General features: G+C 73.8%; 13 protein-coding genes. 5 read left to right on the forward strand and 8 right to left on the reverse strand.

The annotated features are described in order from the left end of the window. The first annotated feature begins 72 nt into the window (after window positions 1-72). Window positions 73-657, forward strand: a complete 585-nt coding sequence (locus tag ACFPYL_RS10050; RefSeq protein WP_379153455.1) for an RNA polymerase sigma factor — start codon at window positions 73-75, stop codon at window positions 655-657. Continuing rightward, complete coding sequence (locus ACFPYL_RS10055; RefSeq protein WP_379153456.1) at window positions 657-1,811, forward strand: hypothetical protein; 1,155 nt, start codon at window positions 657-659, stop codon at window positions 1,809-1,811. The genes ACFPYL_RS10050 and ACFPYL_RS10055 overlap by 1 nt, the downstream gene beginning before the upstream one ends. A 7-nt stretch (window positions 1,812-1,818) precedes the next feature. Here the strand turns inward: ACFPYL_RS10055 and ACFPYL_RS10060 are convergent, their stop codons facing one another. Beyond that, window positions 1,819-3,138, reverse strand: coding sequence for a polysaccharide deacetylase family protein (locus ACFPYL_RS10060; RefSeq protein ID WP_379153457.1), 1,320 nt, complete (start codon window positions 3,136-3,138; stop codon window positions 1,819-1,821). Between the two features lie 96 nt (window positions 3,139-3,234). On the opposite strand from ACFPYL_RS10060, the gene ACFPYL_RS10065 reads away from it, so the two are divergent. Beyond that, entirely contained in the window at window positions 3,235-3,789 is a 555-nt protein-coding gene (locus ACFPYL_RS10065; RefSeq protein ID WP_379153458.1) for a pyridoxamine 5'-phosphate oxidase family protein, read from the forward strand. Window positions 3,790-3,874: 85 nt separating this feature from the next. Then, window positions 3,875-7,381: an ATP-binding cassette domain-containing protein gene (locus tag ACFPYL_RS10070; RefSeq protein ID WP_379153459.1), complete on the forward strand. Its 3,507-nt coding sequence runs from the start codon at window positions 3,875-3,877 to the stop codon at window positions 7,379-7,381. Here the strand turns inward: ACFPYL_RS10070 and ACFPYL_RS10075 are convergent. The 6 genes from ACFPYL_RS10075 to ACFPYL_RS10100 are packed head-to-tail and all read right to left on the reverse strand — an operon-like array spanning window position 7,378 to window position 12,933. After that, the gene (locus tag ACFPYL_RS10075) at window positions 7,378-8,142 is read right to left on the reverse strand and encodes a MerR family transcriptional regulator (RefSeq protein ID WP_379153460.1); all 765 of its coding nucleotides are present in this window, start codon (window positions 8,140-8,142) and stop codon (window positions 7,378-7,380) included. The genes ACFPYL_RS10070 and ACFPYL_RS10075 overlap by 4 nt on opposite strands. Window positions 8,143-8,147: 5 nt before the next feature. Further along, the gene (locus ACFPYL_RS10080) at window positions 8,148-8,948 is read right to left on the reverse strand and encodes an ABC transporter permease (RefSeq protein WP_379153461.1); all 801 of its coding nucleotides are present in this window, start codon (window positions 8,946-8,948) and stop codon (window positions 8,148-8,150) included. Beyond that, complete coding sequence (locus tag ACFPYL_RS10085; protein WP_379153462.1) at window positions 8,948-9,706, reverse strand: ABC transporter ATP-binding protein; 759 nt, start codon at window positions 9,704-9,706, stop codon at window positions 8,948-8,950. The genes ACFPYL_RS10080 and ACFPYL_RS10085 overlap by 1 nt, the downstream gene beginning before the upstream one ends. Window positions 9,707-9,747: 41 nt before the next feature. Further along, a complete protein-coding gene (locus ACFPYL_RS10090) occupies window positions 9,748-10,197 on the reverse strand; it encodes a nuclear transport factor 2 family protein (RefSeq protein ID WP_379153463.1) in 450 nt (149 codons plus the stop codon). Continuing rightward, window positions 10,194-11,993 (reverse strand): N-acyl-D-amino-acid deacylase family protein, encoded by a 1,800-nt coding sequence (locus ACFPYL_RS10095; RefSeq protein WP_379153464.1) that lies wholly within the window; start codon window positions 11,991-11,993, stop codon window positions 10,194-10,196. The genes ACFPYL_RS10090 and ACFPYL_RS10095 overlap by 4 nt, the downstream gene beginning before the upstream one ends. A gap of 40 nt (window positions 11,994-12,033) precedes the next feature. Next, window positions 12,034-12,933, reverse strand: coding sequence for an SDR family oxidoreductase (locus tag ACFPYL_RS10100; protein WP_379153465.1), 900 nt, complete (start codon window positions 12,931-12,933; stop codon window positions 12,034-12,036). 86 nt (window positions 12,934-13,019) lie between these two features. On the opposite strand from ACFPYL_RS10100, the gene ACFPYL_RS10105 reads away from it, so the two are divergent. Further along, the gene (locus ACFPYL_RS10105) at window positions 13,020-13,592 is read left to right on the forward strand and encodes a TetR/AcrR family transcriptional regulator (protein WP_379153467.1); all 573 of its coding nucleotides are present in this window, start codon (window positions 13,020-13,022) and stop codon (window positions 13,590-13,592) included. Here ACFPYL_RS10105 and gabT read toward each other — a convergent pair. Continuing rightward, complete coding sequence (gabT, locus tag ACFPYL_RS10110) at window positions 13,576-14,895, reverse strand: 4-aminobutyrate--2-oxoglutarate transaminase (protein ID WP_379153469.1); 1,320 nt, start codon at window positions 14,893-14,895, stop codon at window positions 13,576-13,578. The two genes, ACFPYL_RS10105 and gabT, sit on opposite strands and share 17 nt — an antisense overlap. Window positions 14,896-14,916 lie beyond the last annotated feature (21 nt).

Here is a 14,916-nt window from a genome sequence, read left to right on the forward strand (position 1 = left end):
ATCGGAGACCGATCTCGAGGAGCTGCGCTGGACGCCACGAACGACAGACCGCTGCCGCGCGGCGTCCGTGCGGTGACGGCTCTCGACACGGGGGACGTGGACGAGCTGGAGCAGGCGCTGGTCGCCGCTCGCTCGGGGGACGAGCGCGGCTTCGCGACGGTGTGGCGGGAGCTGCACCCGCGTCTGCTGCGCTACCTGCGCGGACGTGGCGAGGAGAGCCCGGAGGACCTGGCCGCCGAGACCTGGATGCACGTCGTCCACGGGTTGTCGTCGTTCGAGGGCGGGGTGCCGGAGTTCCGGGCCTGGCTGTTCACGATCGCCAGGCACCGGGCCGTCGACCGTGGCCGGGCGCGCACGCGCACGCCGGCGCTGGTCTCGGTCCCCGACCCGATCGAGGTCGTGCGCCAGGTGCCCACGACGCCGAGTGCGGAGGACGAGGCCGTCGGGAACGACGCGACGTCCCGCGCGCTCGCGCTGGTCGCCACGCTGCCGCCTGCGCAGGCGGAGATGGTGCTGCTGCGGGTCGTGGCCGGGCTGGACGTCGCGGAGGTGGCGAGGCTGCTCGACAAGCAGCCGGGCACGGTCCGCGTGGGCGTGCACCGCGCGCTCAGGTCGCTGTCACAGACTCTCGGGCACAGAGCGGGAGGCGGTGAGTGATGCCGTACGACGAGATGGACGAGCAGGAGATCGAGCGTGCGCTGAGCGCGCCGGGCACCGTCGCCGAGCTGGCCGACGAGGAGACCTACCTCGCGATGTTCCGGGCCGCCCAGGCCGGTGCGGCCCCGGGCGTGGTGGTGCCGATGACCGGTCGTACCGCCCGGCGGGTCGGCACGACCGCGATCCTCGCCGCCTCGGTCGCCCTGGCGACCACCGGCGTGGCCGCGGCGTACTCCAGCAACCTGCCGGAGCCGGTCCAGCGGGCCGTGCACTCCGTGCTGGCGCCGCTGGGCGTGCCGAAGCCGAAGCCCGACGTGCCGCCGGCCGAGCCGGAGGTCCAGCCGACCCCGGTGGCGCCGTCGCCGACCCCGGTCCCGCCGCCGCACCCGCGGCCGTCGCACAGCCAGGCTCCGCGGCCGTCGGAGAAGCCGTCGCCGACCGCGATCGAGCCCTCCGCCAGCCCGACCGACGAGGCCACCACGGAGTCGCCCTCGGCCGATCCCTCCGCCACGGAGTCGGGATCGCCGTCGGCGAGCCCGAGCACCTCCCCGACGGCTGAGCCCACCCCGACGACGCCGCCGGCGCCGGTGCCCGCCTCGGTCGCGATCTCGTCCGCGGGAGCCGGTCAGCAGGTCGCGCCGGGCGGGACCGCCATCGTCACCGGCACGGTGTCCGCCGCCGACGGCACGCCGGTCCCGGGTGCCCGGGTGGCGCTCGAGGCACGCTCGGGCTCGCAGGGCTGGACCCAGGTCGCGACCGCCCGCAGCGGCTCCGACGGCTCGGTCGCGATGTCGACCGGCCCGGTCCAGCGCAGCACCGAGCTCCGGCTGGCGGCGCAGGGCGTGCGCAGCCCGAGCCTGACCCTGGTCGTGCAGCCGAGCGTCAGTGCGTCGGCCGCGACCAGCGCCGACACGGCGACGGTCACGGTGAGCACCACCGGCGGCCAGAGCGGTGACCAGGTCGTGCTGCTGACCCGGCGCGGCGGCCAGCTGGTGCAGGAAGGCACCGCGCGGCTCGACGGCAGCGGCCGGGCCCGGATCTCGGTGGCGGCCCCGCTGGCGGACCGGACCTACGTCGTCCGCCTGGTCGGCACGCAGGACCACGCCGAGGCGTCCACCCAGGTGCGGGTCATGGCCGCGACGAGTGCCGGCTGACCGGCTGTCACAGCCCCGCGACGGTCATCGGCCACCGGACCCGCGCGAACACCTCCTGCACGACCTCGGTGCGCGTCCGCGTCGGCGGTCGTACGACGAGCGTCCCCGCGTTGCCGCCGTCGACCTCGACCGCGACCTCCCGGACCGCGTCCTGCGGGGTGCCGACGGGCACCGTGAGCTCCAGGTCCGCGGTCAGGGCGCCGGCCGGCACGATCGTGGACGCCGAGCCGAGCTCGCTGTGGGCCTCGACCACGACGTCGCGGTCGCTGGTCCGGTCGAGCCGCACGGGCACCGTCGCGCCCAGCGCGAGCAGCGGTGACGCCTCGGTCTCGGCGGTGCCGACGCTGACGACCGGAGGCGGGTCGTCGTCGATCACCGGCACGGACACCGGGGTGCCCGGCGCGACCCCGCGGAGGCCGTCGAGGGTGAGGTCGAGCCGCCTGTCGTGGTCGTCGGCAGCGTCCTGGGGGGCGCGGACGGCGGTCCGCGCCGACCGCTCGCCGACCCCGAACCGCACGGTCCGGCCCAGCACCCGCACCGCCGTCGGCCGCGACGTCGGCCGGCTCAGGCGGACGGTGACGGCCAGTCGTCCACCCTCGGCGACGCGGCGCCGGTCGGGGGTGACCTCGACGAGCGGCACCGGCGGGGTGGGGGCACCGGCGGCGTCCAGCGCCGCGAAGCAGAACCCGCGCCGACGCAGGTCGGCGACCTCGGTGGGCAGGGCGCGCAGCGTTGCGGGGGAGTTGGTCACGCCGTCGTGCTGGAGCACGAGGTTGGTGCGGTGCGGGCGCACCGCGGAGCCGATGCCGGCCCGGATCTGTCGCGGGGACAGGCCCGTCCAGTCGCGCGAGTCGATGGTCCAGAGCACCGACGTGTAGCCCATGCCCGTGAGCAGCCGCTCGACGTGCGGGTTCGTCGCGCCGTACGGCGGCCGCGCCAGCTCGGTCGGGTGCAGGCCGGCGGCGTGCATGGCCCGGCGCGTCGCACGCAGCGCGTGCCGGACCTCCGCGTCGCTCTGGGTCGTGAGGTCGGTGTGCGCCCAGGTGTGGTTGCCGATGGTGAAGCCGTTGTGCTCGACCAGCCGGGCCACCTCGGGGTACGCCGCGACCCGGGTGCCGACCATGAAGAACGTCGCCGGCACGTCGAGGCGGCGCAGCACGTGCACGAGGCGCGGCGTCACCGTCGGCGACGGGCCGTCGTCGAAGGTCAGCGCGACCAGCCCGCGCGAGCACGGGACGACGCGATCACGGTGCCCCGGCGCGCCCGTCGACGTCGGGACCGGCGTGACGAGGGCGAGCAGCAGCGCCACCACGAGCACCCGACGCATCCACCCACCTCCCGAGACTGTGACGCGCGGTCGGTGGCTCAGGTTGTCACGTGGCTCGCCCGATGACTCGGCCGCCCCGACCGAGTCATACCTGGCATGGACGCCACCAACCTCGCCGAGCTCTACGACCTGCCACCTCTCGAGTGGGCGCCGATCGTCGCGCGCCTCGACGCCGGATTCAGCCAGGCGCCGGGGACCGGGGGGCCCGACCGGCACACCTGCTGGCTGACCACCCTGAACCCCGACGGCAGCCCGCACGTCACGGGTATCGGTGCGATCTGGGCCGAGGGCTCCTTCTGGTTCGAGACCGGGCGTACGACGCGCAAGGGCCGCAACGTCGCCCGTGACCCCCGCTGCGCGATCAGCGTCGCGACCCACGAGTTCGACCTCGTGGTCGAGGGGGACGCCGAGCTGGTCACCGACCCCGCCGTCGTGGCGGCACGCGCGGCCGAATGGGCGGTCGACTGGCCGTGCCGGGTCGACGAGTCGGGCACCGCCCTGACCGCCGAGTTCAGCGCACCCTCGGCGGGCCCGCCGCCGTGGCACGTCTACCGGATCGCGGCCCGCTCGATGACCGCGCTGGCGACCGTCGAGCCCGGCGGCGCGACCCGCTGGACCGCCCCTGCGCGGGGTTCGGCGGTCAGCCGGTGAAACCCGCCGACACGCCGCCACCCCACCCCCACACCCTCGTAAACCGGGCGACGACTGTCGGTGCAGCGACATAGCCTCGACCTCGATGTCCACCACTCTCGGCCCCGACCGGACGGTCACGTCTCCGCGCCTCGATCCCCCCGAGCCGGGACGGACCGTCGACTGGCGTCGCCTGCGTACGCCGGTCGCCGTGTGCGCCCTGGTCGCGTGCGCGGTGGCCGCCCTCGGCACCTCCCTGGGCTCGCTCGTGGCGGGCCGGCTGGCCGAGGACGCGACCGGCCGGCTGGTCGCGCTGCTCGCGCTCTGCGTCGTGGGCGCCGCGGTGCTCGACACCCTCGCGCGCACCCTGTGGGCCGGCACCGTCGACCGGGCGGAGGGGCAGCTGCGCGCCGACCTCCTCGACGCCGCGATGCACCAGCCGCTCTCGGCGCTGACCGAGCAGGCCGTCGGCGAGGTGCTCGACCGGATCGACGACGACACCCACGAGGTCGGCACCCTGCTGCGGCAGAGCGGCTGGATGGCGATCCGCACGGTCTTCGCCTCCGGCCCGCTCTGGATCGTCGCGGGCGTCACCTGGTGGCCGGCGTTCTTCCTCTTCCCGGTGACCGGGCTGGCAGCACTCGCCGTCGTACGCCCCCTGCTGCCGGAGATCTCCACCCGCAAGGTCGTGGAGGAGGCCGCGTGGACCGACCACGCCGCCGCCCTCGAGGAGGGTGTCGCGGGCCGCGACGACCTGCGTGCCAGCCTGGGCCAGTCCCACGTGCTGCGCCGGTGCACCGAGCTCGCCGCCCGCGTCCACGCGCTCTTCGACGCGGTCCTCCAGGTCGAGGCCCGGGTGACGCGACGGGCCGGGTCGATGCTGCACGCGGTGCTGGCCGGCACGGCGCTCGTCGGGGTGACGCTCGTGGTCAACGACCACCTCGACACCTCGTCGCTGGTCACGCTCTTCCTGGTCACGACGATGTTCGTTGGACAGGTCGACCAGCTCGCCCGGCACCTCCCCGACCTCCAGGAGGGGTTCGGCGCCGTCATCCGGCTGCGCGGCGTGCTGGGCGCCGAGCGCGAGCCCAGCGGCGGCCGCCCGGTCCCGGAGGGGCCGCTCGACCTCCGCTTCTCCGACCTGCACTTCTCCTACGTCGAGGGCCGGTTCGCCCTCCAGCACGTCGACCTGCACGTCCCGGCCGGCACCACCTGCGCGCTCGTGGGCCGCACCGGCTCGGGCAAGTCGACGCTCGCGTCCCTGCTCTCCCGCGCCGTCGAGCCCGAGCCCGGCTCCGTGCTGCTCGGCGGGGTCGACGTGCTCGACCTCGAGCTCGGGTCGCTGCGCTCCTCGGTCGGCGTGGTCACCCAACGCACCGAGATCCTCGCCGGCACCCTCGCCGACAACGTCGCGCTCTTCGAGGACGTCCCGCGTGAGCGCGTCGAGGCCGCCGTGACCGAGCTCGGCCTCGACGGTTGGGTCGCCGGCCTCTCCGCCGGGCTCGACACCCTCCTCGGCCCCGGCGGCACCACGCTGTCGGCAGGGGAGGAGCAGCTGGTCGCCTTCGCCCGGCTGCTCGTCCGCGACGTGAGCGTCGTCGTGCTCGACGAGGCGACCGCACGCATGGACCCGGTGACGGAGGCCAACGTGGTCCGCGCCGCCGACCGGCTGCTGTCGGGGCGCACCGGCCTGCTCGTCGCGCACCGGCTCTCGACCACCGAGCGCGCGGAGCAGGTCGCGGTCCTCGACGACGGACGCGTCGTGCAGCGCGGTCCCCGGACCCGGCTGGCCGCCGAGGACGGGCCGTTCCGCACCCTGCTCACCGCCTCGGCCGAGGACGACCGCGGCATCGCGGACGAGGTCGGCTCGACCCAGGTCGGCACCGCCCGCCGGGTCGGAGCACCGCCGCCGGAGCCGGAGCTCGAGCCCGTGCCGAGCCTCGGGCGCGCCACCACGTCGGCGCTCCTGGTCGAGCCCCAGTGGGGCGCGCTCAGCATCGTGATCTTCCTGGCCTCCGCGCTCTGCGGTGCGTTCGGTGCGGTCACCGGTTTCCTCTGGGGCCACGTCGTCGTCGCGCTCCAGCGCGGCGAGACCCCCACCATGCTGACGGCCGCAGTGGTGCTGTCGCTGCTGGCCTCGCCGCTGCTGCTCGCCGAGGCGATCCGCCTCTACCCGCGCTGGTGGATCGCGGTGATGCTGCGGGTGCGCACCGCTGTCCTCGCCGGCCAGACCGAGCAGCACCGGCTCCAGCGCACCCCGCCGGGCGAGGTCGTCGCGCGCACCATGGACGCCGACCGCCTCGCGCGGTACGCCGACCGCTGGGTCGACTTCATCAACGGTCTCGTGATCGCGGCGCTGACGGCAGTGCTGGCCCAGAGCTTCCTGGCGGGCGGCGTGCTGCTCGCCGTCATGGTCGCCTCGTCGCTGGCCTCGACCCTGGGTCGCCGCGTGGCCGGCCGGTCCGCCGCGGCCTCGGCTGCGGCGCGCGCCCGGTTCGGCCGGTCACTGGTCTCGGCCCTCGACTCGATCCGCACGGTCAAGCTCGCCGCCTCGACGCCCAGCGTGCACGCCCACCTGCGCGAGGTGGACGGCGGCCGTGTCGACGCCGCGGTGCGCGAGCACCGGGTGCAGGCGCTGCTCGACGGCGTCCCGATCGTGATGGTGCAGTGCGGCGTGGTCGCCGCCTGGGGCATCCTCGCCGCCGGTGGCTGGGGCCTGGCCACCGCGCTGCTGGTGGCGGGCGCCGTCAACGGCTTCGACTGGTTCGGCCGGGTGGCCGGTGCCGTCATCACCGAGGCGCCCGGCACCCGGGCGTGGATGCAGACCACCAGCCGGCTCGCCGGTGGCGGCGACCTCATGCACCTGCCGGCGGGAGTCGACCTGGTCAGCGGCGCGGCTCCCGCGCCGGTCCCCGGTCCGCGCGACCCGCTGCGCATCCTCGAGCTGCGCGGCGTCTCGGCCGTCCACGACGACGGCACGATCGGTGTGAGCGACGTCGACCTGACGGTCGGCTCCCGCGAGCTGGTGCTGCTGCTCGGGCAGGTCGGTTCGGGCAAGTCCAGCCTGCTCTCGGCCCTGGCCGGGCTGGTCTCCTCGACGGGCGAGATCCGGTGGAACGACGAGCCGGCCGTCGACACCGAGACGTTCCTGCGCCCGGGCCGGGTCGCCCACGTCGCCCAGGTGCCGCGGGTGCTGTCCGGCACGTTCACCGACAACGTCCGGCTCGACCACGCCGACCGGGTCGTCCTGCCGGCCCTCGAGAGCGCCCGGCTGCTGCCCGACGTCGAGAGCGCGGGTGGGCCCGACGCCCTGGTCGGGCACCGGGGCGTCCGCCTGTCCGGCGGCCAGGTCCAGCGCCTCGCCCTGGCTCGCGGTCTGGCGTGCGACGCCGAGCTCCTGCTCGCCGACGACGTCTCCTCGGCCCTCGACGCCGCCACCGAGATCGAGCTCTGGTCCGCGCTGCGCGACCGGGGCGCGACCGTCATCGGGGCGACCAGCAAGCGGGCCGCCCTCGCCCAGGCCGACCGGGTGGTGGTCCTGGTCGAGGGTCGCGTCGCAGCCACCGGTCCGTGGTCCGAGCTGGCCCCGGCCTGGGGCCACCTCGCAGGCTAGGTCGGCTCCATCTTGATCCATCCGGTCCAGCCCCGCTCGGCCATCAGCTCCTGGAGCCGCTCGACCATGGGGTGCGCGTCCGTGGCGAACGCGTCGAGCAGGGCGACGTAGGCGTCGTCGCCCAGCGCCTCCTCCTGTCGGTCGAGGCCACCGTGCGCCGCCGACTCCTCGTTCATCTCGACCATCAGGTCGGCCACCTCACCGAGGCGCTCGTCGTCCATGCCGGACTGGCTGAGCTCGTCGATCAGCAGGTAGAGGCGGACCGTGCGCGGGTCGTCGAGCTGGGTGTTCTTCTCGGCCATGAACCCGGAGATCCGCTCCGGCCACCGCGCCGCCATCAGGATCCAGGCGTCGCGCTCGCCGTCGACCATCGCCGCCGAGACGCCGGTGCCGCGGAGCCGGTCGAGGTAGGTGACCACCTCGGCCGGCACGGCGAGCGTGTCGCCGGCCGCCAGGTGGGCGATCCGGCGCCGGTGCTCCTGGAGCCCGCGGACCTTCGCCCGCAGCTCCGCGTCGATCTGCTCGACGGCCTCGCCGAACTCCGCCGGCGAGGCGTCGAGCAGCTCCTGCACCCGGGCGAGCGGGACCCCGGCCTCGGCCAGCGTCCGGACCCGGATCAGCCGGACCACGTCGGCGGCGCCGTACGTCCGGTAGCCGGAGTGGTCCCGCGCCGGCTCCGGCAGCAGTCCGACCTGGTGGTAGTGGCGCACGGCGCGCACCGTCACGCCGGCGTACGCAGCCAGCTGGCTGATCGTGAGCATGGGGATCAGACTGCCCGAGGCTTCCCGAAGAGCCGCACCGCCCACGCGCAGCACACCACCGAGATCAGCGCACACCACCCGATCGCCCACCAGGCGTCGGAGCCCGGGGAGGTGCCGTCGAGGCAGGCGCGCAGGGTCTCGATGATCGGCGTGAACGGCTGGTGCTCCGCGACCCAGGCGAGCCCGGCCGGCATCGAGTCGGTCGGCACGAACGCGCTGGAGAGGAACGGCAGCAGGATCAACGGCATCGGCGCGTTGCTGGCCGCCTCGACGCTGCCGCTGGCGAGACCGAGGCCGACGCACAGCCAGGTCACCGCGAACCCCATCAGCAGCAGGATGCCGATGGCGCCGGCCCAGCCGACGACCGACGTGTCGCTGCGGTAGCCCAGGCCGAGGGCGACCGCGAGCACGACCACCAGGGCGAAGACGGTCTGCGCCATCGCGGCGAGCACGTGCCCGTTCAGCGGTGCGGACCGGGCGATCGGCAGCGTCTTGAAGCGGTCGATGATCCCCTCGGTCGCGTCCTTGGCCACCAGGATCGCGGTGCTCTGCGCGACCGCTACGACGGTCATCACCAGGATCGCCGGCGTCAGGTAGTGCAGGTAGTCGGCCCGCGGGTCGGCGCTTGCGGCCCCGCCGGGCAGGCCGGCGCCGAGGGTGCCGCCGAAGACGTAGGTGAAGAGCAGCAGGAAGACGACCGGCATCGCGATGATCGTGATCGTCAGCGACGGGTAGCGGAGCAGGTGCTTGAGGTTGCGGCGGAAGAGGGTCGCCGAGTCCTGCACGGCGTAGGTCATCGTGGACATCAGAAGGACTCCTTGGTCTCGGTCAGGGAGAGGAACACGTCGTCGAGGGTCGAGTGACCCGCCTGCGCCTTGAGCTCGGCGGGCGTGCCCTCGGCGACCAGGCGGCCGTCGACGAGCACCCCGACGGCGTCGGCGAGCTGGTCGGCCTCCTCGAGGTACTGCGTGGTGAGGAAGACCGTCACCCCGTCCGCGAGCAGCTCCCGCACGATCTGCCACAGGTCGCGGCGGCTGCGCGGGTCGAGCCCGGTGGTCGGCTCGTCGAGGAAGATCAGCCGTGGGCGGGCGACCAGCGTCATCGCGAGGTCGAGCCGCCGCTTCATGCCGCCGGAGTACGTCGCGGCCCGGCGGTCGGCGGCGTCGGTCAGGTCGAAGGTCGCCAGCAGCTCGTCGACCCTCGCCGCCGCCTCGGGCCGCGGCAGATGGGCGAGGTCGGCCATCAGCCGCAGGTTCTCCCGGCTGGTCAGCAGGTCGTCGATCGCGGAGAACTGGCCGGTCACGCCGATGCTGCGGCGTACGGCGTCGGACTGCTGCGCGACGTCGTGCCCACCGACCCGGGCGGTGCCCGCGTCGGCGGCCAGCAGCGTCGAGAGGATGCGCACGAGGGTGGTCTTTCCGGCGCCGTTCGGCCCGAGCAGGGCGTAGACGGTGCCGGTCGGGACGGTGAGGTCGAGGCCCTGGAGGACGGGCTGGTCGCCGTACGACTTGGCGATCCCGATGACCTCGATGGCGGTCCCGAGGGATGTGGTGGGGGTTGTCATGCGAGCAGCGTGCAGGGTTGACGCTGCGTCAGGGTCAAGCCCTAGATTTCACCGCTCGCGTCGTAGACCCAGGACGTGTCTGCGGTGGCGAGTCCCTCGACCCAGGACGCGGGCGCGTTGTTCATGATCGCGCCGTAGTCCCAGTAGTCCTTCCAGAGGCAGACCCGGCCGTCGCGGACCCTGTGCACGGTCGCGAAGTCGAGGGTGAAGACCTCGCCGCTCGCGAACGTCCAGGTCTCCGAGTGCTCGTACATCACGTCGTCGCCCTCGGCGACCAGCAGGCCGTCGTGGTTCTCGTACGCCGCCAGGCCACCCCAGCCGACCCGCAGGCGCTTCGCGATGTCCTCCGGCCCGCGGGCCGCGAGCGTCGGGCCGACCGGCACGTCGAGGTAGATGCAGTCGTCGGTGACCCAGTCGGCGATGCCGGCGTAGTCGCGCTCGGACAGGGTCCGCCAGAGGCCGAGCACGGCCTCCTTCGGCGTCCGCGTCACGCGATGGCCTCCGACGACCGCTCGGCCGCCGCGGCGGCGACGGGCAGCCCGGCCCGGTCGGCCCGCAGGAACTGCCCGGTCCGCTCGGTGCCCAGCAGGGGAGTGGGCACGCCGTCGGTGACCACCCGGCGGCCGCTCACGAAGACGGCCGGCACGGCCGCGTCGTTGCGGTTGACCATCCGGGACAGGTTGCCGAACTGCTCGACCGGGCTCTCGTGGTAGCTCTCGAGCTCATCGTCGAGACGGGCCGGGTCGATCACCACGATGTCGGCGCGGTCCCCCTTGCGCAGGGTGCCGGCGTCGATCCGGTACCAGGACGCGAGCTCGCCGGTCAGCCGGTGCACGGCCTGCTCGGTCGTCATGAACGGCTTGCCCGCCACCTCGGCGTCGCGGACGTGCTTGAGCAGCCGCAGCCCGAAGTTGTAGAAGGACATGTTGCGCAGGTGCGCGCCGGCGTCGGAGAAGCCGACCTGGATGCCGGGATCGGCGGCGAGCTTCTTCAGCACCGCCGGGCGGTGGTTGCTGATCGTGGTGCGCCACCGGATGTCGGTGCCGTGCTCGAGCACCAGGTCGAGGAACGCGTCGACGGGGTGCTGGCCGCCGCGCTCGACGCCGACCTGCCCGAAGGACTTGCCGACGACGGAGGCGTCGGGGCAGGCGACGATCTCGGCGTCGAAGAAGTCGCGGTGCCAGACCCGCGGGCCGTACTTGCTCTCGTAGTCCTTGCGGAAGCGTTCGCGGTACGCCGGGTCGCGCATCAGCTCGTCGCGCGCCAGCTTCTCCTGCAGGTGCAGGGCCATCGCGCCCGAGCCGAACTCCTCGAAGATCACCAGGTCGATGCCGTCGGCGTACACCTCGAAGGGCACCGGCAGGTGCTGCCAGCGGAAGTCGGCGCCGAGCCGGTTGACCACCCAGGCGACCGGGCGCATCAGGTGGATGACGAACGGGATCGCCTTGATGTCGGCCGCCGAGAGCAGGCTGGTGCGCAGGGCGGGCCGGCCGAAGAGGCCGATCGAGCCCAGCGCCTGGGTCAGGATCGTGTGCGGGTGGCTGGCGTCCGGGCCTGCCTGGAGTGCCCGGCGACGGCGGCGCAGGATCGAGCGCAGGCCGCGCATCTCGCTGCTCTTGGCGTACGTCGAGGGCAGCGTGCGCGATCGGCACAGCTCGCCGTCGATCTTGTCGAAGAGCAGCTGCTGCGCCGACATGCCGACGAAGCCCGCGTCGAGCGCCTCGTCGAGCATCGACTCCATCCGGGCCTGCTCGCGCCGGGTCGGCCGCACCTGCTTGCGGGTCGCGCGGTCGAGGCCCATCGTCGCGGTGCGCATGTCGGAGTGACCGATGAACGCCGCGAGGTTGGGGCCGAGCGGCAGCGACTCGAGCGCGCCGACGTACTCCTCCGCGCTCTTCCAGGTCTTGTGCTGGTCGACGGCACGGATGACGTGCTTGCGCGGGATCGCCTCGACGCGGCCGAAGAGGTCGCCCGCGTCGACGCCCCCGACGTGCACCGTCGACAGGGAGCACGAGCCGAGCAGCAGGGTGGTGACGCCGTGCCGCACCGACTCGGGCAGGCCGGGCCCGTCGAGCACCTCGATGTCGTAGTGCGTGTGGATGTCGACGAAGCCCGGCAGCACCCACTGGCCCCGCGCGTCGACCACCTCCGGGCAGCCGGTCTCGTCGAGGTCGTCGATGGTGACGGCGACGACCCGGCCGTCGCGTACGCCGAGGTTGCGGATCGCGGACTCGGCGCCCGTGCCGTCGAACCAGCGGCCGCCCTTGATGATCGCGTCGAAGGTCATGTGACGCATGCAACAGGTTCTAGTTGACGCGCGTCAAGAGTCAGTCAACGTAGTGCGCCGCCATGTCCTCGAGCAGCCCGATGCCCGTCGGCTCCCACCCGAGCAGCTGCTGGGTGGCGGCGCTCGAGGCCGGCATGTCGGTGGACAGGAGCGCGCCGAGGAAGCCGAAGTGCTCGGGCGCCTGCTCGGCCGCGATGGACCGCACCGGCAGGTCGAGGTGCTCGCCGATGAGCTCGGCGACCTCCCTGATCGTCACACCCTCCTCACCGACCGCGTGCAGCACCGAGCCGGCCGGTGCGTCCTCGATCGCGAGCCGGAAGAGCCGGGCGGCGTCCGTGCGGTGCACGGCCGGCCAGCGCTGGCTGCCGTCGCCGACGTACGCCGAGACGCCCGTGGTCCGCGCGGTGGCGACCACGGCGGGCATGAACCCGCCGTCACCCGCGTCGTGCACGGTCGGCGTCAGGCGGACGACCGAGGAGCGGACGCCGCGGTCGGCGAGCGCGACGGTGAGGGCGGCGTTGGCAGCCCGGGCCGAGATGTGACCGGCGGACACGGCCTGGTCCTCCTCGGTGGCCACGCGCCCGGGCGCGAGCATGGCGGTGCCCGACGCGATCGACAGCGCCTTGCCGGTGCCGGCCAGCGTCTCGCCGAACGCCTCGATGGCCGCCCGGTCGGATGTCGCTGCGCCCTCGAAGTCGCCGGCGAACGCGATGTCGTGGCGGAAGGCGAGGTGGACGACGGCGTCGGCGTCGGTCGCACCCGCGCGCAGCACGTCGAGGTCGTCGACCGAGCCGCGGACGACCTCGGCGCCGAGCCCGGCGACGGTCGCGGCCGCCTCGTCGGAGCGGGCCAGGCCGACGACCTGGTGGCCGTGGGAGAGGAGCTCGGGGACGACCGCCGAGCCGATGAAGCCGGACGCGCCGGTGACGAAGACACGCATGGGAGTACCTCCAGGAGAGTGATGTCAGGATCTGTCATCACGCTAGCACGGTGATGTCAGAGACTGTCATCACGTAGGATCGCGGCATGGGTCGCTGGGAGCCGAACGCGCGTGGCCGCCTGGAGGTCGCGGCGCTCGAGCTGTACGCCGAGCGCGGCTACGACCAGACGACGGTCGCCGCCATCGCCGAGCGCGCCGGTCTGAGCGAGCGGACCTTCTTCCGGCACTTCACCGACAAGCGGGAGGTGCTCTTCGGCAGCGGCATGGTGCTCGAGGAGATGCTGACCGACTCGGTCGCCGGTGGGGCGGCCGAGGCGTCGCCGTACGACCTGGTGGCCGCGGCCCTCGAGCAGGCCGCCGAGCTGCTCGACGGGCGCCGCCCGATCGTGACGCGTCGGCAGGCCGTCATCGACGCGCACCCGGAGCTCCGCGAGCGGGAGCTCGGCAAGATGACCTCCTGGGCGGACGCGCTGATGACCGCGCTCATGGCGCGAGGCGTCGAGGAGCGGCTGGCCTGCCTGGTGGCTCAGACCGGGATCGCCGTCTTCCGGGTGTCCTTCGAGGGGTGGGCACGCGGCGGCGCGACCGAGGAGCTTCCCGCGATCGTGCACACGTCGTTCGCCGACCTCAGGAGCGCGACGGTCACGCCGTCGCGGTGAATGCCTCCGCGACGACGTCGAACGCCTCCTCGAGCAGCGCGTCGCTGATCGAGAGCGGCGGCAGGAAGCGGAAGACGTTGCCCCAGGTGCCGCAGGTCAGCACGACGACGCCCTGCTGGTGGCAGTAGGCCGCCACAGAGGCGGTACGGGCGGCGTCGGGCTCGGTGGTGCCCGGCTTGCAGAGCTCGATCGCCATCATCGCGCCGCGGCCGCGGATGTCGGCGATGACGTCGTGGACCGCGGCGAGCTCGCCGAGACGGGTCGCCATGATCGAGCCGATCTCGCGGGCCCGGGTGTCGAGCGACCCGTCGCGCATCTCCTCGATCGCGCCGAGGGCGGCGGCGCAGGCGACCGGGTTGCCGCCGTACGTGCCGCCGAGGCCGCCGACGTGGACGCTGTCCATCAGGTCGGCCCGGCCGGTGACGCCGGCGAGGGGGAGGCCGCCGGCGATGCCCTTGGCGGTGGTCACCAGGTCGGGCACGACGCCCTCGTCGTCGCTGGCGAACCAGTCGCCGGTGCGGCAGAAGCCGGTCTGGATCTCGTCGGCGATGAAGACGACGCCGTTGGCCTGGGCCCACTCGGCGAGGGCCGGCAGGAAGCCCGGTGCCGGCACGATGAAGCCGCCCTCGCCCTGGATCGGCTCGATGACGATGCACGCGAGGTTGGCGGCGCCGACCTGCTTCTCGATCACGTCGATCGCGCGGGCGGCGGCCTGCTCGCCGGTCAGCCCGTCGCGCAGCGGGTAGGACATCGGCGCGCGGTAGACCTCGCCGGCGAACGGGCCGAAGCCGTTCTTGTACGGCATGTTCTTCGCGGTCATCGCCATCGTCAGGTTGGTCCGGCCGTGGTAGGCGTGGTCGAAGACCGCTACCGCGTCCTTCCCGGTCGCGACGCGCGCGATCTTCACCGCGTTCTCGACGGCCTCGGCGCCGGAGTTGAAGAGCGCCGACTTCTTGGCGTGGTCGCCCGGGGTGAGCTCGGCCAGGGCGGCGCAGACGTCGACGTAGCCGTCGTACGGCGTGACCATGAAACAGGTGTGGGTGAAGGCCGCGACCTGCTCCTGGACGTTGCGCACGACCGCGGGCGCCGCGTTGCCGACGGAGACGACGGCGATGCCGGAGCCGAGGTCGATGAGGTGGTTGCCGTCGACGTCGACGAGCACGCCGCCGCCCGCCTCCACGATGAACACGGGAAGCGTCGTGCCGACGCCGTCGGCGACGTGGGCCTTCTTGCGATCCAGGCGCTCCTGCGAGCCGGGCCCGGGGATGGCGGTGACCAGACGGCGTTCCTGCGCGATGCTCATGAGACGAGAGTAGTGCGCCAG

The organism is Nocardioides hankookensis, from assembly GCF_042658885.1.
Classification (GTDB): domain Bacteria; phylum Actinomycetota; class Actinomycetes; order Propionibacteriales; family Nocardioidaceae; genus Nocardioides; species Nocardioides hankookensis.